The 23,446-nt window shown below is 63.8% G+C and carries 24 protein-coding genes; 17 read left to right on the forward strand and 7 right to left on the reverse strand.

From position 1 onward, the window contains the following. Positions 1 to 136 precede the first annotated feature (136 nt). Positions 137 to 1,330 (forward strand): OpgC family protein, encoded by a 1,194-nt coding sequence (locus tag ACVMIM_RS19555; protein WP_476113994.1) that lies wholly within the window; start codon positions 137 to 139, stop codon positions 1,328 to 1,330. Between the two features lie 57 nt (positions 1,331 to 1,387). On the opposite strand, the gene ACVMIM_RS19560 is transcribed toward ACVMIM_RS19555, so the two are convergent. Then, positions 1,388 to 2,467 (reverse strand): LacI family DNA-binding transcriptional regulator, encoded by a 1,080-nt coding sequence (locus ACVMIM_RS19560; RefSeq protein ID WP_476113996.1) that lies wholly within the window; start codon positions 2,465 to 2,467, stop codon positions 1,388 to 1,390. 174 nt (positions 2,468 to 2,641) lie between these two features. Between ACVMIM_RS19560 and ACVMIM_RS19565 the strand changes: the two genes are divergently transcribed. Both ACVMIM_RS19565 and ACVMIM_RS19570 read left to right on the forward strand, forming a co-directional pair. Next, positions 2,642 to 2,785: a hypothetical protein gene (locus ACVMIM_RS19565; RefSeq protein ID WP_476113997.1), complete on the forward strand. Its 144-nt coding sequence runs from the start codon at positions 2,642 to 2,644 to the stop codon at positions 2,783 to 2,785. Between the two features lie 58 nt (positions 2,786 to 2,843). Continuing rightward, positions 2,844 to 2,981 (forward strand): hypothetical protein, encoded by a 138-nt coding sequence (locus tag ACVMIM_RS19570; protein WP_476113999.1) that lies wholly within the window; start codon positions 2,844 to 2,846, stop codon positions 2,979 to 2,981. Position 2,982: 1 nt separating this feature from the next. On the opposite strand, the gene ACVMIM_RS19575 is transcribed toward ACVMIM_RS19570, so the two are convergent. Further along, positions 2,983 to 3,357 carry a DUF423 domain-containing protein gene (locus ACVMIM_RS19575; RefSeq protein ID WP_278050735.1) on the reverse strand — a complete coding sequence of 125 codons (375 nt, stop codon included), beginning with the start codon at positions 3,355 to 3,357 and terminating at the stop codon, positions 2,983 to 2,985. 38 nt (positions 3,358 to 3,395) lie between these two features. Further along, positions 3,396 to 4,643 (reverse strand): MFS transporter, encoded by a 1,248-nt coding sequence (locus tag ACVMIM_RS19580; protein WP_476114000.1) that lies wholly within the window; start codon positions 4,641 to 4,643, stop codon positions 3,396 to 3,398. Positions 4,644 to 4,760: 117 nt separating this feature from the next. Here ACVMIM_RS19580 and ACVMIM_RS19585 point away from each other — a divergent pair, with 117 nt between their 5' ends. Further along, positions 4,761 to 5,426 (forward strand): GntR family transcriptional regulator, encoded by a 666-nt coding sequence (locus ACVMIM_RS19585; protein ID WP_476114001.1) that lies wholly within the window; start codon positions 4,761 to 4,763, stop codon positions 5,424 to 5,426. Positions 5,427 to 5,541: 115 nt separating this feature from the next. Further along, positions 5,542 to 6,513, forward strand: coding sequence for a glycosyl transferase family 90 (locus tag ACVMIM_RS19590; RefSeq protein WP_476114002.1), 972 nt, complete (start codon positions 5,542 to 5,544; stop codon positions 6,511 to 6,513). On the opposite strand, the gene ACVMIM_RS19595 is transcribed toward ACVMIM_RS19590, so the two are convergent. After that, positions 6,510 to 7,553, reverse strand: coding sequence for an aldo/keto reductase (locus ACVMIM_RS19595; RefSeq protein ID WP_476114004.1), 1,044 nt, complete (start codon positions 7,551 to 7,553; stop codon positions 6,510 to 6,512). The two genes, ACVMIM_RS19590 and ACVMIM_RS19595, sit on opposite strands and share 4 nt — an antisense overlap. 258 nt (positions 7,554 to 7,811) lie before the next feature. On the opposite strand from ACVMIM_RS19595, the gene ppk2 reads away from it, so the two are divergent. Next, positions 7,812 to 8,732 (forward strand): polyphosphate kinase 2, encoded by a 921-nt coding sequence (gene ppk2, locus ACVMIM_RS19600; protein ID WP_040999941.1) that lies wholly within the window; start codon positions 7,812 to 7,814, stop codon positions 8,730 to 8,732. A gap of 43 nt (positions 8,733 to 8,775) precedes the next feature. On the opposite strand, the gene ACVMIM_RS19605 is transcribed toward ppk2, so the two are convergent. The 3 genes from ACVMIM_RS19605 to ACVMIM_RS19615 all read right to left on the reverse strand — a co-directional run bounded on the left by ACVMIM_RS19605 (position 8,776) and on the right by ACVMIM_RS19615 (position 11,640). Then, positions 8,776 to 9,420 carry a dihydrofolate reductase family protein gene (locus tag ACVMIM_RS19605; RefSeq protein ID WP_476114005.1) on the reverse strand — a complete coding sequence of 215 codons (645 nt, stop codon included), beginning with the start codon at positions 9,418 to 9,420 and terminating at the stop codon, positions 8,776 to 8,778. A gap of 141 nt (positions 9,421 to 9,561) precedes the next feature. After that, a complete protein-coding gene (hemB, locus tag ACVMIM_RS19610; RefSeq protein WP_476114007.1) occupies positions 9,562 to 10,593 on the reverse strand; it encodes a porphobilinogen synthase in 1,032 nt (343 codons plus the stop codon). Positions 10,594 to 10,827: 234 nt separating this feature from the next. Continuing rightward, a complete protein-coding gene (locus ACVMIM_RS19615; RefSeq protein ID WP_476114008.1) occupies positions 10,828 to 11,640 on the reverse strand; it encodes a DUF2066 domain-containing protein in 813 nt (270 codons plus the stop codon). 170 nt (positions 11,641 to 11,810) lie between these two features. Between ACVMIM_RS19615 and ACVMIM_RS19620 the strand changes: the two genes are divergently transcribed. The 11 genes from ACVMIM_RS19620 to ACVMIM_RS19670 all read left to right on the forward strand — a co-directional run bounded on the left by ACVMIM_RS19620 (position 11,811) and on the right by ACVMIM_RS19670 (position 23,409). Then, a complete protein-coding gene (locus tag ACVMIM_RS19620; protein ID WP_476114010.1) occupies positions 11,811 to 12,854 on the forward strand; it encodes an enoyl-CoA hydratase/isomerase family protein in 1,044 nt (347 codons plus the stop codon). Next, complete coding sequence (locus ACVMIM_RS19625) at positions 12,851 to 13,273, forward strand: DUF6163 family protein (RefSeq protein ID WP_476114012.1); 423 nt, start codon at positions 12,851 to 12,853, stop codon at positions 13,271 to 13,273. The genes ACVMIM_RS19620 and ACVMIM_RS19625 overlap by 4 nt, the downstream gene beginning before the upstream one ends. Positions 13,274 to 13,615: 342 nt before the next feature. Beyond that, a complete protein-coding gene (gene ldtR / locus ACVMIM_RS19630; protein WP_040999933.1) occupies positions 13,616 to 14,131 on the forward strand; it encodes a transcriptional regulator LdtR in 516 nt (171 codons plus the stop codon). 476 nt (positions 14,132 to 14,607) lie between these two features. Next, entirely contained in the window at positions 14,608 to 15,861 is a 1,254-nt protein-coding gene (locus tag ACVMIM_RS19635; protein ID WP_040999932.1) for a L,D-transpeptidase family protein, read from the forward strand. Positions 15,862 to 16,031: 170 nt separating this feature from the next. Beyond that, complete coding sequence (locus ACVMIM_RS19640) at positions 16,032 to 17,672, forward strand: Na+/H+ antiporter (RefSeq protein ID WP_476114013.1); 1,641 nt, start codon at positions 16,032 to 16,034, stop codon at positions 17,670 to 17,672. Positions 17,673 to 17,798: 126 nt separating this feature from the next. Beyond that, entirely contained in the window at positions 17,799 to 19,112 is a 1,314-nt protein-coding gene (gene glyA, locus ACVMIM_RS19645) for a serine hydroxymethyltransferase (protein ID WP_476114014.1), read from the forward strand. Positions 19,113 to 19,222: 110 nt separating this feature from the next. Next, positions 19,223 to 19,798 (forward strand): invasion associated locus B family protein, encoded by a 576-nt coding sequence (locus ACVMIM_RS19650; protein ID WP_476117302.1) that lies wholly within the window; start codon positions 19,223 to 19,225, stop codon positions 19,796 to 19,798. 213 nt (positions 19,799 to 20,011) lie between these two features. After that, positions 20,012 to 20,491, forward strand: a complete 480-nt coding sequence (gene nrdR / locus ACVMIM_RS19655; RefSeq protein WP_040999929.1) for a transcriptional regulator NrdR — start codon at positions 20,012 to 20,014, stop codon at positions 20,489 to 20,491. A gap of 2 nt (positions 20,492 to 20,493) precedes the next feature. After that, positions 20,494 to 21,621, forward strand: a complete 1,128-nt coding sequence (gene ribD, locus ACVMIM_RS19660) for a bifunctional diaminohydroxyphosphoribosylaminopyrimidine deaminase/5-amino-6-(5-phosphoribosylamino)uracil reductase RibD (protein ID WP_476114016.1) — start codon at positions 20,494 to 20,496, stop codon at positions 21,619 to 21,621. 61 nt (positions 21,622 to 21,682) lie between these two features. Further along, positions 21,683 to 22,300 (forward strand): riboflavin synthase, encoded by a 618-nt coding sequence (locus ACVMIM_RS19665; protein ID WP_476114018.1) that lies wholly within the window; start codon positions 21,683 to 21,685, stop codon positions 22,298 to 22,300. A gap of 104 nt (positions 22,301 to 22,404) precedes the next feature. After that, a complete protein-coding gene (locus ACVMIM_RS19670; RefSeq protein ID WP_476114019.1) occupies positions 22,405 to 23,409 on the forward strand; it encodes a methyltransferase in 1,005 nt (334 codons plus the stop codon). Positions 23,410 to 23,446: the final 37 nt, after the last annotated feature.

Below are 23,446 nucleotides of genomic sequence, written 5' to 3' on the forward strand. Positions count from 1 at the left end.
TCCGCGAAAGTTGATTGAACCAGGCGCATTTCGGTCCGTTTCTGCGCCGATACACTCCCGATGGGAGGAATCGAAGCGGTGCGCCCCGGGGGTCGCATTGCTGGCTATGAACAACCAGCTTTGAGGCCTTTTGTCGATGACCACCCCTGTTCCTAACGATCGCGACATGCGTGTCGGAGAGCGTGACACACGTATCGACGTGCTGCGCGCCCTCGCGCTGCTCACCATTTTCGTCGACCATGTGCCGGGCACCGTCTTCGAGAACTGGACTTACAAGAATTTCGGCTTTTCCGATGCGGCCGAAGCCTTTGTGCTGATTTCCGGCATCTCGGTGGCGCTGGCTTACGGCACGAAGTTCAAGCCGGGCGGCCGGTTGCTCGCCACCCTGAAGATGTGGCGGCGCGCCGGCGTGCTCTACGTCTCCCACATCGTCATCACGATGCTGGTGATCGCGCTGTTCTGCGCCGCCACGCTGTTCGCGCACCGTCCGGAAATGCTGACGATGATCAACATCGAGCCGTTGATGAAGAACACGCCGCAGGTGCTGCTCGGCATCGTCACGCTTGGCCACCAGCTCGGCTACAACAACATCCTGCCGGTCTATGCGGCGCTGCTTCTGGCAGCGCCCGCGTTCGTGCTGTTCGTCAGCTATCGGCCGGTGCCGGCGCTGATCGTGTCCGGCCTGCTCTGGCTCGCTGCCGGCATCTGGCAGATCGCGCCGCCCAACTATCCGGAGCCTGGCCTCTGGTTCCTCAACCCGCTGTCCTGGCAGTTCCTGTTCAACATCGGCCTTGCCGCCATGCTGCATGTGAAGCGCGGTGGGCGGATCCCGGTCAGTCCATGGCTGTTGGGTGCCGCCGGCGCCTATGTGATCGGCGCGGCGATCTGGGTGCACAGCCCGCTCTGGGGGCAGATCACCTGGTTCGACCTGCCGGTGGTGATCGGTGGCTTCGACAAGACCTTCCTGTCGCTGCCGCGGCTCTTGCACATTCTGTCGGTCAGCTATCTGATCGTGGCGCTGCCGGCGGTCTCCAACTTCTTCCGCGTCCGGCCCGACAATCCCCTGGCGATCCTGGGCAAGCGCTCGCTGCCTGTATTCATCGCCGGCACGCTGCTTGCCATGGCGGCGCAGGTTCTGAAGCTGATCAACCCTGGCGGCCTGGCCTACGACACGCTGCTGATCGCGGCCGGCATCGCCATGCAGCTTGCGCTGGCGCTGTACCTCGAATGGCTCGCCGGCCTCGGCCCGTCCGGCGCCAAGCCGGCGCGCGAGGAGCCTGCGCGTGCGCCGTTCGGCGCGCAACCGGTGCCGGCGAGGATGGGCTACTGACCCGTGGAGCAAGGAAGGGGTGCCGGCGGTGTGGCCGTGCGGATCGCCTGAGCTTGCTCAGGCTTTCGGGGCCGGACCGGTCGAGCCTCTGACGACGAACTCGACCCCCATCGTCTCGCGCCGCACGGCGCCGTCATGGTCGAGGATCATACGCGCGGCGCGGCGGCCGATCTCGGTGATCGGCTGGGCGACCGTGGTCAGCGGCGGCGTGGACAGCGCGCCGTCCGGCACGCCGTCGAAACCGACGATGGAGACATCGTCAGGGACGTCGAGCCCTTTTGCTCTCAGCCAGTCGATGGCGATCAGGGCCATGCGGTCGGACATCGCCAGAATGGCGGTCGGCGGTTCGCCCCTGGCGAAGATCGCCTCGAGGCCGGCCCTGGTGCTTTTTTCCTCGTTCTCGGTCTCATAGACCGGGATGGTCGCCGTATCGATGCCGAAACGGGAAAGCTCCTCGAAATAGCCGGCAAGGCGATCGCGCGTGCCGGTGTAGACCGCGCTGCGCACGACTTCCGGCGTCGCGAAGCCGGTGCGATTGTCGGCGAAGCCGAGCGACAGGACGGCGAAGCGGCGATGGCCGAGCTCGGCCAGATGCCGCGCGGCGAGCTTTGCGCCGGCGACATTGTCGACGCCGATCGCCGATACGGTCTCGTCCTGGAAACCGAGTTCCAATGCAACAAAGGGTAGCTTGCGCTCGCGCGTCAGGTCGACGAGGCGCGAGCCGCCTTCGATGCAGAACAGCACAAAACCGTCGACCAGCGCGCTCCGGATGTTCCAGGCGAGCTTTTCCTGATTGGCGGCCGACACCAGCGCGATGCCCGCGCCGGTTGCGTCGCAGGCTTCGGAAATTCCGGCCATCATCACGCGCGCGAACGGATCGTCGAAGAAGTAGGAGAGGGGCTCGGTGGTCGCGACGCCGATGGCGTTGACCTTGCCGGCCCGCAGCAGCCGGCCTTTCGGGTCCGGCCCGGCATAGCCCATCTGCTCCGCGACCGCCTTGACCCGCTCGCGCACCTCGGCGCGCACGATCTCGGGGCGGCTGAAAACATTCGAGGCCGTACCGTGTGAGACGCCGGCTGCCTTGGCGATATCGGCCAGCCTGATCGGTCTTGCCTGGCCTTCGAGGAGTGATGCCATGTCGTTCCTCCGAATCCGGTCACGCGACGAACATGACCGCTGAATTGTTGCCGGTCATCTAACATTTTTGTTGGATCGATTCAAATTTCGCTTGACCTTACGTGATCGAGGACTATGATTTGAATCGATCCAAGATACCTCTCCATGGTGGAGCGGTTTCAACAGGAGGGTGCCATGCATCCGGTGAGCTATTTGTTCGAGGACATCTACCGCAACGATTGGGGCATCGCCTCAACCACTGTCAGTGAGAAGCGGCGGGGCAGAGTGGGCCCTTGGCGTCGCGCGCCGCGCTTCCTCGTGGAGCGCAAGCGCGGCTGAACCGCAGTCATTTTTCGCACCTATGTATTGGATCGATTCAATTCAAGGAGGAGCAGCCATGCATCCGATTGGTCATCTGTTTCAGGACATCTACCGCAACTATTGGGGCATCACGCGCGGAACCGAGCAGCCCGAACGACGGCGCCGCGACGAACCGCCTGCGCGCTCGCACAAGCGGCGAACCGGCCGAAAATAGCCTAGGGGCGAGGGCGCCATAGCGCCGAGACGGCGATCGCCACCCAGCCGGCGATCAGTAGGGTGCCGCCGATCGGCGCCGACATCGGGAACAGCCGCGAGGCGAGGAAGTCGCGGGTGAGCAAATCGCCGCAAAACAGAAGCAGGCCCGCGAGCAGGACGAGGCTGGCGATCCTGAGACAGCGGTTGCCGCCGGCCAGGCCGATGGCAAGAAGTACCGGCGCATGCATCAGCAGGAAACTGGCCGCCGTGCCGGTGAAGGCGCCGCCGCGATGCGCGGCCGCCGCCGACAGCGCCACGCCGGCCGCGCCGACGAGGCCGGCTGCCAGCACGAGGACGCGACTCCCGTTGTCTGGCGTTTGCCCGGTAAGGCTCATCTTGGATGCTCCATGCTGCGGTTGGGCGGAGGCGCCGATCAGGATTCACCGGCCTCGATCAGCATATGCCGTGCCCGACGCGACTGGACAATCCAGTTGTAGACCGCACCCAGCGCCATCAGCACCGCTGTGCCCAGAAACACCGAGCGCATGCCGAAATGCCCGCCGACGAAGCCGCCGGACAGCGGTCCCGCGACCTGGCCGACATATTGCGCCGAGATTGCCAGGCCAAGCACATTGCCGCCGATCCCGTCAGGGATGTTGTGGCGGATGACGCTGGTGATGCAGGGCAACAGTCCGCCCAGCGCCAGACCCATCAGGAAGCGCAGGCCGATCAACTGCCAGCCATTGTTGACGAAGGCTTGCGGGATGAGCAGCAATGCGGAAACGGCAAGGGCGCCGACCACAACGTTCCAGTGGCCGATGCGGTCGGCGAGTTTCCCCAGCCAGGATGAGGACAGGATGGTGCCGAGCGCCGCCGCGGACATGACGACGCCCGCGACCATGGTCACTTTGCTCTGATCCTTGACGAGCTGCTGCACATAGACGGTGATGATCGGCTCGATCGACATGGTGGCGAAGGCGAGCAGCATGCCGGTGGCCAGCATGGCGACGATCGGCCGCTTGTCGGGGATCTGCGACCAGCCGCTTTTCGGCTTCGCCGTCGAGGCGGGCTTGGGCGCCGGCGGATTTTCCTTGATCAGAAAAGTCGTCGCCAGGAAAGCCAGGAAGATAACGCCGCCGGAAAGCAGGAAGGTCGCGCGAATGCCGATCAGCGGCGGCAGCAGGCCGCCGAGCAATGGTCCGACCAGCGAGCCCGCCGTGATGCCCGCCGCCAGCACGCCCAGAGCCCAGCCCGAACGCTCCTTCGGCGTTTGCATCGCCACCAGGATCGTCGAGCCCGACGAATAGCCGCCGGCAAAACCGATCAGCAGCCGGAGCAGCACCAGCTGCCACACGCTCTGGACCATACCGGTCAGCGACATGCAGATCGCCATGCCGAACGAAGCGCGCACCAGCATCAGCTTGCGGCCGTAGCGGTCGCCAAGCCGCCCCCACGAGGGCGCGACCAGCGCGGCCGCGAAGAAGGTCGCGCCATAAGCGATGCCCGACCACTGCACGATCGCCGCGTGGCCGTCGGCGCCGAGCTGCTCGACATAAAGCGGCAGGAACGGAAGCAGCAGCGTCATGGCGACAAGCGTGCTGAACGACCCGGCGAAGCATACGGCGAGGTTGCGCCGCCAATGGATGTTGAAGCCGCTTTGTTCGGATTCGCTGGGCGCCATGTCATGCATGCCAATGCTGGGGTTGTTACGAATACCAACTTGGGATACCAAGTCGGGGTCCGTCATGGACCCTGGCACTTGCCGCTGTCAATGCGGCTTTGAAGAGCGGAACGACAAATGTCGCAGATGCAGAATGTCGAAAGGCAGCTTCGCGAGATGATCCTCGGGCTGGAGATCGGCCCGGGCGAACGTTTGACCGAGCGTTGGATCGAGAGCCGGTTCGGCGCTTCCCGCACCCCGGTGCGGGCGGCGCTGCTGCGCCTGGAAACGGAAGGGTTGATCGGCCGCGACGGCCGCGGCTGGACGGTGGCGCCGATCAATCTTGCCGAACTTGGGCAGATCGCCGTCTACCGTGAAGCGGTCGAGGTGGCTGCGGTCCGCCTGACGGCGGCGCTCGAAGACCGCAGCGGGATCGATGTGATTGCGGCGATGCTCGATTCCTGCCACGCCGAGACGCCGCGTGAAGAATGGCATCGCGTCGGCCTGGATTTCCACATCGAATTGGCAAGGCTGTCCGGCAATGAGTTCCTGCTCAGGGCCGTTCGCGACGCGATGATCAGGCTGTCGCGCGCGCGTTGGTTGGAGGTGCGGGACGAGAAGGCGCTCAGCCGCGCCTGGGCCGAGCACCACGCCATCCTTGCGGCCCTCAGGAGCGGCGATGCCGACGAAGCGGCGCGGCTGCTTTCGGCTCACATCGCGGGCAGTCGCGATCGGCTTGTCAGCTCCTTGCATGACGACCGGCGCGGCTTGCGCGCCAGAGGGTTCGCCGTCGTCGCGGCCTAAGTTGCCTTGTGGCCATTCGCATTAGCAGGCTTGCAACATGGCCGAGAGAATGCTGTAGGAGGCGAGGGGGATGAAGGCCGACTACCATTGACTATCTTGCTGAACTCGCGGACGCATGGCCACACTCTCCCGAACCGCCGCAAAGCTGTTCTACTACGCGCGCAATTTGGCGCGCGACCGCGCACCGCAATCGCTGTTCCGCGACCGCCTCGCCAGCCGGCTTGAGCAGGCGAGGCTTTCAGGCAAGACGGTTCGCGAGCGACTGAACTACTACAACAAACTGGAACAGCCGTTCGTGCCCAGTCCGGACGCCATAGCCGTCGGCAAGCTGCCGACCTCTTCCAGCATGTATTATTACGACCTCAAGGAATTCGCCCGCTATTTCGATCCCGGTCTGCTGATCGACTTCGAGTTCGGCGACGTCGTCGGCGTTCCGGAACTCCCGAGGATCGTCAAGGACCGGCCCATAGGCGACGACAACGCGAACGCCGTGCTGATGAAGCTGAACAAGTTCCGTCACTTCTACATGCCGCCGGACAGCTTGTCTTTCGCCGACAAACGGCCGATGGTGGTCTGGCGCGGTCATCTCAACAATCCGCTTCGCACTCGCTTCGTGGAAAAAGCCGCCGACCTGCCGATTTGCGATGCGGGTTCCCACAGGGCCGATGCGCCCGACGGATACCGCAAGCCGTTCCTGAACATCGAGCAGCAGCGGCGCTATCGCTACATCGTCTCGCTGGAAGGCAACGATGTCGCGACGAATCTGAAATGGATCATGAGCTCCAATTCGCTCTGCCTGATGCCGGAACCGACCTACGAAACCTGGTTTGCGGAAGCCCAGGTCGAGCCCAACGTCCATTACGTGCCGCTGCAGCCGGATTTCTCCGACCTGGTCGACAAGGTCGCCTATTTCGAAAAACATCCCGCCGAGGCGGGACGGATAACCGCCGCCGCCAACGCCTATTGCCGCAAATTCGGCAATGAGCAGGACGAGCAGGCGATCTCGCTGCTCGTCCTTTATAAATATTTCGTGCTGAGCGGGCAGATAAAGCCCGACCCGGAAGTCTGGCGCTTCATCGCCGGCTAGGCATGGGAGCGGTCGAGCACCTGATCGGCCGGCCCAAACCGGTCCCTGGCGGTAAACTGCTGATGCCAGTAGGGATAAAGCACCGGCGGCCGGCTAACCGCGTCAAGGCGCTGTCGTTCTTCGTCGGAGAGCGACAGGCTGGCCGCGGCGAGGTTGTCCTTGAGCTGCGCCTCGTTGCGGGCGCCGATCACCAGCGAGCTTACCGCCGGACGGCCCAGCAGCCATGCAAGCGTCACCTGCGCTCCTGAGACACCCCGTGCCTTGCCGATGTCGGAGAGCACGTCGACGATGCGCCACAGACGGTCCTCGTCGCGGATCGGCGGCTCCGTCCAGCCGCCGAGCTGGCGCGCCGTCGGGCTGTCGCGGTGGTATTTGCCGGAGAGCAGGCCACCGGCCAGCGGGCTCCAGACCAGAACGCCGAGGCCCTGGTCGACCGAAATCGGCAACAGTTCGTATTCGGCCTCGCGGGCTTCCAGCGTGTAGTGGATCTGCTGGGTGACGAAACGGGCCTGGTGGCGGCTGTCGCTGACGGCAAGCGCCTTCATCACCTGCCAGCCCGACCAGTTGGAGCAGCCGATGTAACGGATCTTGCCCTGGTTGACCAAAGTGTCGAGCGCCGCGATCGTCTCCTCGACCGGCGTGAGGCCATCCCACTGATGGACGAAGTAGATGTCGATGACGTCGGTCCTCAGCCGCTTCAGGCTCTTTTCGCATTCGCGGATCAGATGATGGCGCGACAGGCCTTCCTCGTTGGGGCCGGTGCCGATGCGCATGCGCGCCTTGGAGGCGATCAGCACGTCGTTCTTGCGCTTGCCGCCAAGCGCCTCGCCGATGATCTCTTCCGACAATCCGTTGGAATAGACGTTTGCCGTGTCGATGAGATTAATGCCGGCATCGATACAGGTGTCGATGATGCGGCTGGCCTCCGCGAGGTCGGAACTGCCGACGGCGGCGAACGGGCCGGTACCGCCAAAGGTCATGGTGCCAAGCGTGAATGTCGAGACTTTCAAGCCGGATCGGCCCAGCGTGCGGTATTCCATGTCGGTCCTCGCGATTTTGTTTGAAGAAGCGCCGTGGCGAGCGCCCCGAAAGAGGCGAGGGGATTTGTAGGACAATTCCCGCCGCGCCCCGCTATCGATACGGGTCGATCACATATCGGCTATATCGCTCCGCGTGGGCGGCCGATTGCAATAAAACCGTCATTGCGCCTCTGTATCTCAGTCGGCTTACGGAGTTGCGTTGCGGTCGCGGCCGGGGCGCATCGGAGGCGAAGGTGACTGGCAGGCAGGAGCTGCGCGATGAACGAACTCAAAACAAATTCCGGGGCGAAGGACTGGCTCGAAGCCGAACTCGAGGACACGCTCGACGAGGATTATGAGCTGGAGATTTCCGAACCGGCGCTCTCGCTCGAGATCGCCAAGATCTACAAGAAGTCGCATCCGCCTTCCATCGATCGGATGACCTATTTCCGCGAGCTGCTCCGGCTGCAGTCCGAACTGATCAAGCTGCAGTCATGGGTCGCCTACCACAAGAAGAAACTGGTGGTGGTCTTCGAGGGCCGCGACTCCGCCGGCAAGGGCGGCGTCATCAAGCGCATCACGCAGCGGCTCAACCCGCGCATCGCCCGCGTCGTGGCGTTGCCGGCGCCGACAGAGCGCGAGAAATCGCAATGGTATTTCCAGCGCTACGTGCCGCATCTGCCCGCAGGCGGCGAGATCGTGCTGTTCGACCGTTCCTGGTACAACCGCTCCGGCGTCGAGCGCGTGATGGGCTTTGCCACGCCGGATCAGGTCGAGGAATTTTTCCACGACGTGCCGGAATTCGAGCGCATGCTGGTCCGCTCCGGCATCACGCTGGTGAAATACTGGTTCTCGATCACCGACGAGGAGCAGCAGATGCGCTTCCTGATGCGCATCCACGATCCGATGAAGCAGTGGAAGCTCTCGCCCATGGACCTGCAGTCGCGCGTGCGCTGGGAGCAATACACCAAGGCCAAGGAAGAGACCTTCGCCCGCACCAACATTCCGGAAGCGCCCTGGTTCATCGTCGAGGGCAACGACAAGAAGCGCGCGCGGCTGAACTGCATCGACCATCTCTTGCAGCAAATGCCGTATGAGGAAGTGCCGCATGAGGAGATCACGCTGCCGGAGCGTGTCTTCAACCCGGACTACGAGCGCCAGGTGCTGCCGCGCGAGCTCTACGTGCCGCAGAAATATTGAGGCGGCTTTCCTTCTCCCACGACAACTGGAGCAGGAAAGGGCGCTACGCCCGCCCGATCATCACATGTGTCGCATCGGCGGTCGCCACCTGCCCGGTGCAGCGATATCCCAGCTTCAGCATGTCGAGGCCGGCGAACAGATGCTCGCCGGAGCCGAGCAGGAGCGGCGAGACAGCAAGATGCATCTCGTCGATGAGCTTCTCCTGCAGATATTGACGGACGGTCGAGACACCGCCACCGACCCGCACATCCATGCCGCCGGCCGCCGCCTTCGCCTGTTCGAGCGCCGAACGGATCCCGTCGGTGACGAAGTAGAACGTCGTCCCGCCTTCCATCTCGATTGGGGCGCGCTTGTGATGCGTCAGAATAAAGGTTGGCACGTGATAGGGCGGGTTGGCGCCCCACCAGCCTTTCCAATTGTCGTCCGGCCATTCGCCACGGCTCGGCGCGAACATGTTGCGGCCGAGGATCCAGGCGCCGACATTCTCGAAGCTGCGTACGGCAAAATCGTCGTCGGTATCCGTCGTCCCGCCCTCCTTGCCGATCATCTGGTGGAACGAGCGGGTTTTGATCATCCATTTGTGCAGGTTTTCGCCGCCCACGCCGAGCGGGTTATTGAGGCTCTGGTCGGGGCCAGCGCCGTAGCCGTCGAGCGAGAGCGTAAAACAATTTACACGGAGCTTGGACACGGATTTCCTCCCGATCGGTTGTGATATGCAAGCGGAATAGCTTAACTGATTGCATTTTGCAATCGGTATTCTCCGGGCGAACAAAATCCACCGGCAGAATAGGCCGGCCGTCCAGCAGCATCAGATCAGTCGGGAGGGAGGCTACCCCTTCAGCATCTGCGCCACCACTGGCGCGAAATAGGTCAGCATGCCGTCGCAGCCGGCGCGCTTCAGCGAAAGCAGCGATTCCAGCATCACTTTTTCCCCATCGATCCAGCCATTGGCGCTAGCTGCCTTGATCATGGAATATTCGCCCGACACCTGATAGGCGAAGGTCGGCATCTGCAGCTCGTCCTTCAGCCGGCGGATGATGTCGAGATAGGGCAGGCCGGGTTTCACCATCAGCATGTCGGCGCCTTCGGCGAGGTCCTGCTCGGCCTCGCGCACCGCCTCGTCCGAATTGGCGTGGTCGATGTAATAGGTCTTCTTGTCGCCCTGGAGCAGGCCGGCGGTGCCGACCGCCTCGCGGTAGGGCCCGTAAAAGGCCGAAGCGAACTTCGTCGCATAGGACATGATCGCCACGTCCCGGAAGCCGTTGGCGTCGAGCGCGTCGCGGATGGCGCCGATGCGGCCGTCCATCATGTCCGAAGGCGCGATGATGTCGGCGCCGGCCGCTGCCTGGATGACGGCCGCGGCGGCGACCTGCTCCACCGTCTCGTCATTGACGATGATGCCGTCGCGCAGGATGCCGTCATGGCCGTGGTTGGTGAAGGGGTCGAGCGCGGCATCGGTGATGATGCCGATCTCCGGCACCGCGTCCTTGATGGCGCGCGTGGCGCGGTTGATGACGTTGTCCGGGTCGAGGATGTGCGAGCCGGTCTGGTCGCGCAGCGCAAGCTCGACATTGGGGAATGTGGCAATGGCCGGAATGCCGAGCTTGGCCGCGCGCTCGGCTTCCTTCACCGCGAGGTCTACGGACAGGCGATAAACATCCGGCATGGCGGCGATCGGCTCGCGCGTGTTCTTGCCGTCGATGACGAAGATCGGCCAGATCAGGTCGTTCACCGAAAGCTGGTTCTCCTGCACCAGCCGGCGCGACCAGTCGGCCTTGCGCATGCGCCTGAGCCGGCGGCTGCCGGTGATCTCGTCGACGCTGCGCGCGCCGGCAGGCTTTGCAGGGGTGAATTTGTTCATCGCCGAAACTCTCGTTTGGCCTAGCTTTTACCACGCGTCTTCGCCGCTGACCAATGCGACACGATTGTGCCAGTCACGCGCCGAGGCAGGGTAGCTTGAGATTCAGGTCAGGCCGAGTCGAAAACGGTGGCCGCCGAGAACCGGAACGGAGCGTACGTTCGGGTACCCGAGAGCGTACCGGAAGCGCAGGAAGCCGCCGCTTGCAGACCGGCATCACCTGAATATCAAGCTGCCCTAGGGCTGCCCGTGCCCCGACAAGATCTGCGCAGCGCCCCTGATCGCAACCCGGAAGGCCTCGTCGAAGCTGACGCCGCGCACCTGCCAGCGATAGGTCTTGCCGCGGTCGGCCAGCCGCCAGTCGGCGACCCAGCCCAGATCCTTGTCGCTCCACACGATGCTGCCGGCGAGCGCCCGGGCCGCCCCCGCCTTTTTCGCGAGCTTGTCGAGCCTTGCCATATCGGCCTCCGAGAGCGCCTTCTCATCGAGACCGCCAAGCTGCGCGGCCTTTGGAAAGGTGACGCGCATCAGCAGCGGAAAGGTGGCGTTGGAAAAGGATTCGCGCATCATCTTGCCCTGATCCTCATCCGCCGTCAGCACGAAATGCCGCGAGCCTTGCTCGGCGGTCATGAAGACGGCGATCACAGGTCGCTCGCCGAGCCAGGGCCTGCTGCCGAGCTGCGCCAGGAGCTTGTCGACGACGGCCGGCCTGTAGATGCAGGTCAGGTCGTGCGGCCTGTCATGCGTGCCTTGCTCGTCATGGATCGGGATGCCTTCGAGTCGGTCGCGATAGCGGAAGGACTGGACGAAGTCGGCCGCCTTGTCGCGCAGCGCCAGCATCTCCGTCTTCTGCGTCAGCCGTTGGTCGCCCGAGACCTTGACCAGCACCTTGTCCAGGCAGTCCTTGAACCCGATCTGCCGGTTCACCTCCCCGGTGCCGGTAACGATCGTTTGCGCCTGGTAGAGCTCGGCGATCGCCGCGGCGCGGACGGGCACTCCCAGACACAGGAGACCGACCAATCCAACCACGAAGCGGGAAATTCCAGGCATGTCGATCTGCTCGAAACCGGCCGGACACAGTCCTTTGCCGGTTACCTAACACTTGGCGCGGCCGCCCGCCAGCGCAACAACCCCGCCCAGGAACCGCTACCATTGACGCGTCTCCATGCCGCCTTTAGCACTTCTCTCCCCCGACGGGCGGAAAGAGGGATTTTCTGGCGATGGATTTTGGCGGAGGCGACGAGATCCGCTTCGAGCAACTGGGCAGAGCGGGCGTGGTCACGTTGACCCGGCCGAAGGCGCTCAACGCCGTCACGCACAACATGGTGAGGGCGCTCGGCAAGGCGTTGGACACTTGGGAGCAGGATCCGCGCATCGGGGTCGTCGTCGTGAAGGCCGAGGGCAGGGCGTTTTCCGCCGGCGGCGATATCCTGCACATCTATGAAGCCGGCCGCGCCGGCAAGCCGCCGGTCGATTTCTTCGCCGACGAGTACCGGCTCAACGCCCGCATCGCCCGCTTCCAGAAACCCTATGTCGCGCTGATCGACGGCATCGTCATGGGCGGCGGCGTCGGCATCTCCTTCCATGGCTCGCATCGGGTGCTGACCGAGAATGCGCAGTTCGCCATGCCGGAGGTCGGTATCGGCTTCTTCCCCGATGTCGGCGCCAGCCACTTGCTGCCGGATCTGGGCGGCTCTTTCGGCATGTATCTCGGACTGACGGGAAATCGCATCCGCTATGGCGACGCGCTGTGGTCGGGGTTGGCCACCCACACCATCAAGGCCGAGGACCAGGCGGGCCTGCTTGACGAATTGGCGACGAGCGGCGACGCCAATGCCGAGCTGCGCGATTTCTTCATGCCGGCCAAACGCGAGACGGAGCGGCAGGACCTGGAGGCGATCGCGCGCCATTTTTCGCAGAGCTCGCTGGCCGGCATCATCGACAGCCTGGAGCGGGCGGGGGCCGAGGATGCTTTTGCCGCAAAGACGCTGGCGACGCTGAAAACCCGCTCGCCGACCAGCCTCAACGTCGCCTGGCGCCAGATCAGCGCAGGGTCGACGCTGTCGATGGACGAGTGCATGAAGATGGAGTTCCGTATCCTCAACCGCATGCTCGCAGGCCATGATTTCTACGAAGGCATCCGCGCCGCCATCATCGACAAGGGGTCGACACCCGAGTGGCGGCCCGCAAGCCTTGCCGATATCAGCGTAGCCGACATCGACGTCTATTTCGCGCCGCTCGGGGATAAGGAGCTCGCCCTGTGAGCGAGGTCACCTCCCGGCGCGTGGTGCTGCAACCCTCGACCACCGAGGTCATCTTCGCCTGGTTCCAGCGCGTCATCGCCGGCTACTGCCTCTTGTTCGGCATCCTCTATTGGGTCCGCCTGATCGGCATCTATCCCGGCGCGCTATGGCGCTTTGATCTGATGCCGGTGCATTGGCAGGTGGCGGCCGCGACGCTTGCCGTCTTCTTCCCCTTCGCAGCGGCGGGTCTGTGGATGCTGGCGTCCTGGGGGCCGGTGATCTGGTTCATCTGCGCGGTGACGGAGACGGTGATGTATGCCGGCTTCCCCGGTCTCTTCGGCCACCGGATTCTGATCGTGATCTCGCACGCATGCGTCGCGCTGCTTTACATCGTCTTCCGCGTGGTCATCTGGCTGCAGAAGCGCCAGCTCCGGCAGTAATGCATGTCGCCCGAAAGTGGGCAGCCGTTTGGGGAGAACGACATGCATCAAAACAAGGCCTAAAGCGCGTCGCCTGGATCCGCTTCAGCGCGACGCGCTTTAGGTTGCCGGGAGGCTCCAGGGCCCAGATTCGGAGTTGGCGATTGCCCCAAAACCGTTGGCTAAATCTTTAGGTTAATTGTTCTTGCTCGGGTGACCGATCGTTAAGCGTCTTCCGAAACCTCTTACCGGTAAGCTCTTGTTAGCCCTGGCGTTTAAGTCGAATTTTATGAGTATTCGATAGTGTCGCGATCAAGGTGAAAAACAAAAAATCACCAAGGCGACAAACGAGAGGCAAAGACAATGATCAATTCGCGTCCGGCGGCGAAAACCGCAAACGTATCCGACGATCGCCGCGAGGCTATCCGTTCGCTGTACATGGAATCGCTGCAGTTGGTGGAGCGTCTGCACCGCCGTCTGCTTGACGTGATCAAGGACGAGTTCGACCGCAACGGCCGTTCCGACATCAACGCCATCCAGGCGCTGCTGCTCTTCAACATCGGCAACTCCGAGCTGACCGCCGGCGAGCTGCGCTCGCGTGGCTACTATCTCGGCTCGAACGTCTCCTACAATCTGAAGAAGCTGGTCGACCTCGGCTTCATCAACCACCAGCGCTCACGCATCGACCGCCGTTCGGTCCGCGTCTCGCTGACGCCGAAGGGCAGCGAGGTGGCCGACGTGGTCGCCGGCCTCTACGAGCGCCATGTCGGCTCGATCGAGGCGGTCGGCGGCATCAACACCGACGAGTTCAAGCAGATGAACCGCGCGCTGCAGCGGCTCGACCGCTTCTGGAACGACACGATCGCGTATCGGATGTAAGCGGTTCGGAATTGGGATAGGAAAGCCGCGCCGAAGAAGCGCGGCCCGGGGAAAGAACATGGGGCCGGTGCCGAAACGCGCCGGTCCTTTCTCTTTGCGAAGGCAAGCATCCGCGGGAGTTTGACCGTCGCTCCGCGCATTGAAGCTCTACGCCTGAAGGGCAGGCGCAGACTTCGCAAGGACACGTCAGCACCCGCCGATGCAAAAAAGCATCGCTGTCATTTCTTCATCTGGCGGTCGCATGCAAATCGCGGGGCAAGGCCACGTTGCCGCCATAATCGCGTTGGAAGCGGATTGCGGGTGATGCTGCGGGCCTATGCCCTGCACTCCTTGGAACTTGCGTGGCGGCAGCGCGTTTCTGGCGGCCGAACGATGCGGGTCATGGTTGGCGAATTGTTAAGTTTGCCGCCCCTAGAGTGCGGACAAGCCGCCCGGCAAGCGATTGAGCGAGAGCGATCAAACAAAGAATGTCTGCCATGAGAACCAGCCGCCGTTTCTTCCTTACCGGAGCCTCCGCGCTCGCCGCCGCCGTCGTCGCCGGCCATGCGAGCGCCCAGGACGTGATCGGGGATATCCTGAAATCCTCGACCCGCGGCAATTGGGACGACCAGTTCGATGCCCGCGCCAACGACACCAACAAGGTCGCCTCGACGCTGCCAATCTTCAGCCAGCAGACGGTGGCCTTCACCGAGCAGGCAGTGGCGCAGTACCAGAACATCGTCTCCCAGGGCGGCTGGGAACAGGTTCCGGCAACCAAGAAACTGCAGCTCGGCGATGACGATCCCGATGTCGTGCCGCTGCGCAAGCGCCTGATGGTCTCGGGCGACCTGCCGCAGAGCGCAGGCATTTCGACGGCCTTCGATTCCTACGTCGACGCGGCGGTCAAGCGCTTCCAGCTCCGCCACGGCCTGCCGGCCGACGGCGCCATGGGCAAATACACCTATGCCGCCATGAACGTGTCGGCGCAGGTCCGGCTCGGCCAGTTGCAGACCAACCTGCAGCGTCTGAAGGAAAAGGCCGGCACGCTCGGCAACCGTTATGTGTTGGTCGACATTCCGGGCGCCCAGGTCGAAGCGGTCGAGAACGACCGCGTCGTGCTGCGCCACACGGCGATCGTCGGCAAGATCGACCGCCAGACGCCGATCGTGAACTCGAAGATCAACGAGATCATCGTCAACCCGTACTGGAACGCGCCGGTCTCGATCGTGCGCAAGGACATCATTCCGCTGATGCGGAAGGACCCGAACTATCTCAAGGACAGCCACATCCGCCTGTTCGCGCCCGACGGCAGTGAGGTCGATCCGATGACCATCGACTGGTCGACGGACGATGCCGCGAAATACCGTTTCCGCCAGGATCCGGGCAGCAACAACGCCATGGCCTCGGTCAAGATCAATTTCCCGAGCCCGGACGGCGTCTATATGCACGACACGCCGCAGCAGAGCCTGTTCGGCAAGCTGATGCGCTTCGATTCCTCCGGCTGCGTGCGCGTCCAGAACGTGCGCGACCTCGTCACCTGGATCCTGCGCGACACGCCCGGCTGGGATCGCCAGCATTTCGAGGCGGCGATCAAGACCGGCGAGAACACGCCGATCCAGGTCGTCAACCCGGTGCCGGTCCACTTCCTTTATATCTCCGCCTGGTCGACCGCGCCTGGCGTTGTGCAGTTCCGCGACGACATTTACGGCCTCGACGGTGCCAGCGAGCTGCAGATCAGCTCTGCGCTGTAAGTAGCTAAGCTTAAAACAAAAAGGCCGCTCTCGTAGCGGCCTTTTTGTTTAGGGTCGGCCGCGCGGCTACCGGCAAAGCGGAACGACAGCCCCGGCGCTGGACGGCGCGCGTTCGATTGCGCATGGTTGGATTGATTTAGCTCGGCAATCGGGGCAGCTGGAATCGCGCCATGGACGTCGCCGTCTTCACCCTCGTCGTGCTCGCCTTCGTGACGGTCTCGGGCGCGCTGGTGCGGCTGGTGCGCGTGCCGCTGCCGGTGCTGCAGATCGCCATCGGCGCCGCCCTTGCTTGGCCTGCGCGAGGTCTTCACATCGAAGTGGATCCGGAGCTTTTTCTCCTGGTCTTCATTCCGCCGCTTCTGTTCGGTGATGCTTTTTCGGCGCCGAAGCGTGAACTGATGGCGCTGCGCGGTCCGATCCTCGACCTCGCCATCGGGCTCGTCTTCTTCACCATCGTCGGCTTCGGCCATGCGTTGCACTGGCTGGTGCCGAGCATTCCGCTGGTGGTGGCCTTCGCTCTGGCCGCCGTGCTGTCGCCGACCGACGCGGTCGCCGTGTCTTCGATCGTCGACCGCAATGTCGTCCCGGCGCGGCTGATGCACATATTGGAAGGCGAGTCGCTGCTCAACGACGCCTCCGGCCTAGTGATGTTCCGCTTCGCCGTCGCGGCGGCGCTGACTGGCAGCTTTTCGCTAGCCGCGGCATCCCTGAGTTTTGTCTTTGCCGTCGCGGTCGGTGTCCTCGCCGGCCTCGCGGCGCTGTTCATCGCCGCGAAGTCTTTGCAGATCCTCAGCCGCATCACCAGCACGCCGGCCGAAGCGCAGGTGCTGGTCATGGTCTTGCTGCCCTTCGTCGCCTATCTGCTCGCCGAGCATTTGAACGCGTCGGGCATTCTCGCGGCGGTCACGGCCGGCCTTCTGACCGGCTACTCCGGCATCGTCCGCCATATGGCGGTCTCGGCGCGTATCCAGACGATCTCGCTCTGGTCGATGCTGATCTTCATGTTCAACGGCTCGCTGTTCATCCTGCTTGGCCTGCAACTGCCCGACATCATCCGCAAAGTGCCGCCGGAGCTGACCACCCGGCATTGGCTGTTCGAGCCGGCGTTGACCGTGCTGTTGCTCACGCTCTGCCTCATTGGTCTTCGCTTCGTCTGGATCTGGATCGGGGATATCAGCGCCGTGCTTGCCGCGCGGCTTGGCAAGCGCAAGGCTGAACCCTTCGGCTTCCGCGTCAGGCTCGCCGGCTCGATCGCTGGCGTGCGCGGCGCCGTCACACTGGCCGGCATCCTGTCCCTGCCGCTCACCTTGCAGGATGGCTCACCGTTCCCGGCCCGCGACCTCGTGATCTTCCTCGCCGCCGGCGTCATCATCTGCTCGCTGGCGATCGCCAGCCTTGCCCTGCCGGCGGTTGCGCGTGGTCTCGTCGAACCGGGCGAGCATCCGGGTGCCGCCGAAGAGCGCAGGGCCAGGGTCGGCGCCGCCAATGCGGCCATCGCCAGGATCGAAGCGTTGGCCAGCGACGGCAATGAAGGAGAGGGGGCTGAGATGAAGCTCGCAATCGCGGAGAGCGTCGCCTCCATCTACCGGCGCCGCATCTCGCTCTCCGACGGCGCCGACGAAGCGCGCGCCGAGGCCCGCGAATCCGGCCGGATCGAGATGGAGCTCAGGCTTGCCGGCATCGAGGCCGAGCGCGCCGAGCTGCGGGCCATGCTTCGCCGCGGCGACATCAATGACCATACGGCGCGCAAGCTGTTCACCGAGATCACCTTCTCGGAAGCGGTCCTCAGGGGCCGCGAGCCGCGGAATTAGAACTGGCTGCGCCGTCTTGGCGCAAACCGGCCAGCAAATTTCGCGCCGCAAACGTGGCGGCCCGAAAACAACTGTGTTAATGGCGCGGCGACCTCGCAGACCTCCGGCCCCAAGGGAAAGCAAGCCATGTCAAATGCCGCGGCAGCCTCCAGCACATTCGAATCCTTCTTTGAGACCACGCTTGCCGACGCCGATCCGGAAATCTTCGGCGCCATCCGCAACGAGCTCGGTCGCCAGCGTCATGAGATCGAGCTGATCGCATCGGAAAACATCGTATCGCGCGCCGTGCTCGAAGCGCAGGGCTCGATCATGACCAACAAATATGCCGAGGGCTATCCGGGCAAGCGCTACTATGGCGGCTGCCAGTTCGTCGACGTGGCCGAGGAACTGGCCATCGAGCGCGCCAAAAGGCTGTTCGGCTGCAACTTCGCCAATGTTCAGCCGAATTCGGGCAGCCAGATGAACCAGGCGGTGTTCCTTGCGTTGCTGCAGCCGGGCGACACCTTCATGGGCCTGGACCTCAATTCGGGCGGCCATCTCACCCACGGTTCCCCGGTCAATATGAGCGGCAAGTGGTTCAAGGTCGTCTCCTACGGCGTGCGCAAGGACGATCATCTCCTCGACATGGATGCCATCGAGAAGAACGCGCATGAGACGAAGCCGAAGCTGATCCTCGCCGGCGGCACCGCCTATTCGCGCATCTGGGACTGGAAGCGTTTCCGCGAGATCGCCGATTCGATCGGCGCCTATCTCATGGTCGACATGGCGCATATAGCGGGTCTGGTTGCTGGCGGTATGCACCCGTCGCCGCTGCCTCATGCTCATGTCGTGACCACGACGACGCACAAGTCGCTGCGCGGTCCGCGCGGCGGCATGATCCTGTGCAACGACGAGGAAATCGCCAAGAAGATGAATTCGGCGGTGTTCCCGGGCTTGCAGGGCGGCCCGCTGATGCATGTCATCGCCGCCAAGGCGGTGGCGCTCGGCGAGGCCCTGAAACCGAGCTTCAAGGTCTATGCCGAAAGCATCGTCGCCAACGCCAAGGCGCTCGCCTCCAGTCTGCAGGAGACCGGCCTCGACATCGTCTCGGGCGGCACCGACAACCATCTGATGCTGGTCGACCTGCGCCCGAAGAACGCCACCGGCAAGCGCGCCGAGGCGGCTCTCGGCCGCGCCAACATCACCTGCAACAAGAACGGCATCCCGTTCGATCCGGAAAAGCCGTTCGTCACCTCGGGCGTGCGCCTCGGCACGCCGGCCGGCACCACGCGCGGTTTCGGCCAGGCCGAATTCCGCGAGATCGGCAAGCTGATTGCCGAGGTGCTGGACGGGCTGAAGGTGGCGAATTCCGATGAGGGCAATGCGGCGGTCGAGGCCGCGGTGAAGGCCAAGGTCACTGCGCTGACCGACCGCTTCCCGCTCTATCCTTACCTCGGTTGATTCTTCCGCCGGCTGGCCGCCCTCGGTTGACCGGGCACCGCGTGTCATCTTTTATCCTTGCGCTTCGCGCCGCTTACGATCCGGCGGCGCGGCTTACCGGAGACTCGATGATGCGCACTTCCCGCCTTGCCGCCTTGGCCCTGTTCGGCTCGCTGTCTGCTTCCGGCGCGGTCGCCCAGGAGCAGACGAACGCCGATTTGCCGGCCACCAATACCTTCGGCAAATGGACCACCATCATCGATACGCTCGATACCGGGCAGGACGCGCACAAGACCTGCGCTGCCTCGACGGCTTTCCTCGACGGCACCGGCAATGCGGGCTCCCTGACGCTGTCGATCTCGACCGGCGACGCGCTGCCGCCGGACGCGTATCCGGCCATCATGTTCATTATCGACAACAAGACCCTGCCGACCGGCAACAAGATCGCCGCGACCTTCGGCGACCCCGGCGTGAAGGTTGCCGCGACCGTAAGCTCCAACGCGGCCGCAGGCGGTCGTCCCAGTTGGATGGTCGACAGCGATGCCAAGACCAGCCTTGCTTTGCTGCGCGCCATGCGCAAGGTGACCTCGCTCGATGTGGTCTTCGGTAAGCAGACCGTCGCGAGCATTCCGATGGACGGCTTCACCAAGGCCTATCGCAATCTCGGCACGTCCTGCGGCTTTTCGACTAAGGACGTCGCGCCCTGACACTTGCCCCGCCGGCGGGCAGGGGTGCTGGCAATCTTGCTCCTGCCTCGCTATCTCTGAGGCATAAAAGGCTCTAAGCCTTCGCCGACCAGAGTGAGATGACGCTTCCTTGAATCGCCTTCTCACTCTAAGATTTTGTTTTTGAAACATGATCTTCTCCGAAAAGTCTGCAGCTTTCGGGATCATGCCTGAATCGCGAACCCAAGGCTCTCCATGCGCTGTCCCTATTGCCAGTCCGAAGATACGCAGGTGAAGGATTCGCGTCCCGCTGAAGACGGCGCGGCGATCCGCAGGCGGCGGGTGTGCCCCGATTGCGGCGGCCGCTTCACCACTTTCGAGCGCGTCCAATTGCGTGACCTCGTCGTTATCAAGAAGTCTGGCCGCAAGGTGCCTTTCGACCGCGACAAGCTGCTGCGCTCCGTCGAGATCGCCGTGCGCAAGCGCAATGTCGACCCCGAGCGCATCGACCGCGCCGTTACCGGCATCGTGCGCCAGCTCGAAAGCTCCGGCGAGACCGAAATTGCGTCGGGCGAGGTCGGCCGGCTGGTCATGGAGGCGCTGAAATCGCTGGATGACGTCGCCTATGTCCGCTTCGCCTCGGTCTATCGCAATTTCCGCGAGGCCAGGGATTTTCACGAGCTCTTGGGCGAATTGAAGGGCGACGAGGAAAAGAGCGAAGAGGACGCCGGCTGATCATGGTGGGACCGCGACTGGATGAGGCCGCGCAGGCGGCCCTTGATCGCCGTTTCATGGCCGCGGCCATCAGGCTGTCGCGCCGCAATGCCGGCCGCACCTCCACCAACCCTTCCGTGGGCACCATCATCGTGCGCGACGACGGTGCCGGCCCGATGATCGTCGGCACTGGCGTGACGGCCGTGGGCGGGCGCCCGCATGCCGAGACCGAGGCGCTGGCCGAGGCCGGAGACCTCGCGCGTGGTGCCACAGCTTACGTTACTCTGGAGCCTTGCGCCCATCACGGCCGCACGCCGCCTTGCGCCAACGCGCTGGTCAATGCCGGTGTCGCGCGCGTCGTTGGCGCGGCCAGCGATCCCGATCCGCGCGTCTCCGGCAAGGGCTACGCCATCCTGCGCGCCGCCGGTGTCGAGGTGGTTGAGAAGGTGCTGGCCACCGAGGCCGCCGAGCAGATGGCCGGCTATCTGACTCGCTCTCTGAAGAAGCGCCCGGAAGTAACTCTGAAGCTTGCGCTTTCGAGCGACGGCAAGATCGGTCGCAAAGGCGCCGGCCAGGTTGCCATCACCGGCGAGATCGCGCGCCGCGATGTTTATCTGATGCGCGCCGAGGCAGACGCCATCCTGGTCGGCATCGGCACCGTGCTGGAGGATGATCCGGCGCTGACCGTGCGCCTGCCGGGACTGGAGAACCGCTCGCCGGCGCGCATCATCCTCGATCGGCAGATCCGGCTGCCTGAAACATCGAAGCTTGTTTCAGGCGTCGACCGCGTGCCGCTCTATGTCGCCGCTTGTCTGGAGGCCGACCCGCATCGGCGCGCGGCCCTCGAGCGCGCAGGCGTGCGCTTCATCGGCACCGAAACATATCAGAGCGAAGTGGCCTTGCCGGAATTGCTGGAAGACCTTGCCGCGCTTGGCATGGCAAGCGTCTTGGTCGAGGGCGGCGCCAAGGTGGCCAAGGCCTTCCTCAAGGAAGACCTTGTCGACCGCATTGTCCTTTTCCAAGGTCCGGACGCCATTGGCGAAGACGGTATTGCATCGCCCATCGACGCCGACCATATCCCGGCTGGATTTCGCAAACTGCGCGACATGCGCTTCGGCGAGGACAATTACGCCGAGTGGGTAAGACCATGACCCCAAGAAGCGGGAACCGGTTGTTGGATCAGATCATGGTCAAAACGAAAGACACTCCCTGATGTTTACCGGAATTGTCACGGACGTGGGCACTGTCGCTTCGGTAAAGCCGTTGGCCGAAGGGGTCGGCTTGCGCATCGACACCGCCTATGATCCAGAAACGATCGCAATCGGCGCTTCGATTTCCTGCGGCGGCGTCTGCCTCACCGTCACGGCGCTCTCGGAACACGGCTCGAATGCGCGCTGGTTCGAGGTCGAGGCCTGGGAGGAAGCACTGAGGCTGACCACCGCTTCGAGCTGGAAATCCGGGACCCGGATCAATCTCGAACGCGCGCTGAAGATCGGCGACGAGCTCGGCGGTCACATCGTCTCCGGCCATGTCGACGGCACCGCCGAGATCGTCGAGCGTAAAGAGGAGGGCGATGCCGTGCGCTTCACGCTGGAAGCGCCGCGCCATCTGGCAAAATTCATCGCGCCTAAGGGATCGGTCGCGCTCGACGGCACCTCTCTCACCGTCAACAAGGTCGAAGGCACCCGCTTCGACGTGCTTCTCATCCATCACTCGCTGAGCGTCACGACCTGGGGCGAGCGCCAGGCCGGCGACCGCGTCAACATCGAGATCGACACCATGGCCCGCTACGCAGCGCGCCTGACGGAGGCGGCGAAAGAAGGGCTTTGAACACGGTCCGGCGAGGCGACGACCAAAGCAGGTCGTGAGGGCAGCGCCGTTCAGAACGGCTTCCCGCTTCACTTCTGCCCAGACCCCACGTAAGCTTTCCCCTGGTGGAGGGGAAAGCCATGAGCAGCCCATCGCAACAAGCAGCGAAGCTCGGCTTCGGATTTGCGGTGTCGCAGGCGCTGCGCGTCATTATCGAACTCGGCATTCCCGATCTTCTGGTTTCCGGCGAGCAGTCGGTTGAAGACTTGGCTGCCGCCTCGAAGGCGGATGCGGAGCCGCTCTACCGCGTGATGCGGCTTCTGGCACCGGAGGGGGTCTTCACTGAAAATCGCCCTCGTCATTTTGCCTTGACGGAGGTCGGCGCGGCGCTTCGTTCCGATCGGCCCGGGCCACGCGATTTCATCCGGATGATCAACAGCGAGGCTTACCTCGCCTTCGAGCAGCTTCTGCATTCCGTCCGCACCGGAAAGCCGGCCTTCGACAAGGTATTCGGAAGCCCGAGATTCGATTGGCTTTCGGCCCACCCGGAACAGGCCGCCCTGTTTCAACGCGCCATGGTCGCGTTGAGCCAAGGCACCAACGAGGCGATCGCCGACGCCTATGATTTCAGCCGATACACACGGGTCGTCGATGTCGGCGGCGGACATGGGCAGCTTCTCTCGGCTATCCTCGCCCGCAATCCCCATTTGAGCGGCGTTCTGCTCGATCTGCCGTCCGGGGTGGCGGCGGCGCGCCGGGGCGCGGGCGGCGATCTGCCGCGCACCGACTTCGTCGCGGGCGACTTCTTCGAGAATGTCCCATCTGGCGATATCTATGTGATCAAGAAGGTCATCCACGACTGGAACGATGAACGTGCGGGGCTGATCCTGCGACGTTGCCGCGAGGCCATGCCAGGCCATGGCAGGGTGCTCGTGGCCGAAACACTCGTGCCTCCGGGCGACGAGCCGGATCAGATCAAGGCCATCGATGTGGTCATGCTCGCGGTCACCGGCGGCCTTGAGCGGACCGAGGCACAATACGCCAACCTGTTCGAGAGCGCGGGACTGAAGCTCGAACGGGTGATCGGCACCCGCGCAGCGATCTCGATCCTCGAGGCTGCGCCTGCTTAGCCAAAGAAAGTTCCGATAGATCGTGCTGCGCGGGGTC

The sequence above is a fragment of the Mesorhizobium sp. USDA 4413 genome (assembly GCF_056280365.1).

Coding starts and splice junctions, on each gene's coding strand:
- ppk2 (WP_040999941.1), top strand. CDS start 7,812: ATGAACGAACTCAAAACAAATTCCGGGGCGAAGGACTGGCTCGAAGCC.
- ldtR (WP_040999933.1), top strand. CDS start 13,616: ATGATCAATTCGCGTCCGGCGGCGAAAACCGCAAACGTATCCGACGAT.
- ACVMIM_RS19635 (WP_040999932.1), top strand. CDS start 14,608: ATGAGAACCAGCCGCCGTTTCTTCCTTACCGGAGCCTCCGCGCTCGCC.
- ACVMIM_RS19615 (WP_476114008.1), bottom strand. CDS start 11,640: ATGCCTGGAATTTCCCGCTTCGTGGTTGGATTGGTCGGTCTCCTGTGT.
- ACVMIM_RS19570 (WP_476113999.1), top strand. CDS start 2,844: ATGCATCCGATTGGTCATCTGTTTCAGGACATCTACCGCAACTATTGG.
- ACVMIM_RS19590 (WP_476114002.1), top strand. CDS start 5,542: ATGGCCACACTCTCCCGAACCGCCGCAAAGCTGTTCTACTACGCGCGC.
- ACVMIM_RS19665 (WP_476114018.1), top strand. CDS start 21,683: ATGTTTACCGGAATTGTCACGGACGTGGGCACTGTCGCTTCGGTAAAG.
- ACVMIM_RS19580 (WP_476114000.1), bottom strand. CDS start 4,643: ATGGCGCCCAGCGAATCCGAACAAAGCGGCTTCAACATCCATTGGCGG.
- hemB (WP_476114007.1), bottom strand. CDS start 10,593: ATGAACAAATTCACCCCTGCAAAGCCTGCCGGCGCGCGCAGCGTCGAC.
- nrdR (WP_040999929.1), top strand. CDS start 20,012: ATGCGCTGTCCCTATTGCCAGTCCGAAGATACGCAGGTGAAGGATTCG.
- ACVMIM_RS19595 (WP_476114004.1), bottom strand. CDS start 7,553: ATGGAATACCGCACGCTGGGCCGATCCGGCTTGAAAGTCTCGACATTC.
- ribD (WP_476114016.1), top strand. CDS start 20,494: ATGGTGGGACCGCGACTGGATGAGGCCGCGCAGGCGGCCCTTGATCGC.
- ACVMIM_RS19575 (WP_278050735.1), bottom strand. CDS start 3,357: ATGAGCCTTACCGGGCAAACGCCAGACAACGGGAGTCGCGTCCTCGTG.
- ACVMIM_RS19585 (WP_476114001.1), top strand. CDS start 4,761: ATGTCGCAGATGCAGAATGTCGAAAGGCAGCTTCGCGAGATGATCCTC.
- ACVMIM_RS19560 (WP_476113996.1), bottom strand. CDS start 2,467: ATGGCATCACTCCTCGAAGGCCAGGCAAGACCGATCAGGCTGGCCGAT.
- ACVMIM_RS19555 (WP_476113994.1), top strand. CDS start 137: ATGACCACCCCTGTTCCTAACGATCGCGACATGCGTGTCGGAGAGCGT.
- glyA (WP_476114014.1), top strand. CDS start 17,799: ATGTCAAATGCCGCGGCAGCCTCCAGCACATTCGAATCCTTCTTTGAG.
- ACVMIM_RS19640 (WP_476114013.1), top strand. CDS start 16,032: ATGGACGTCGCCGTCTTCACCCTCGTCGTGCTCGCCTTCGTGACGGTC.
- ACVMIM_RS19565 (WP_476113997.1), top strand. CDS start 2,642: ATGCATCCGGTGAGCTATTTGTTCGAGGACATCTACCGCAACGATTGG.
- ACVMIM_RS19650 (WP_476117302.1), top strand. CDS start 19,223: ATGCGCACTTCCCGCCTTGCCGCCTTGGCCCTGTTCGGCTCGCTGTCT.
- ACVMIM_RS19620 (WP_476114010.1), top strand. CDS start 11,811: ATGGATTTTGGCGGAGGCGACGAGATCCGCTTCGAGCAACTGGGCAGA.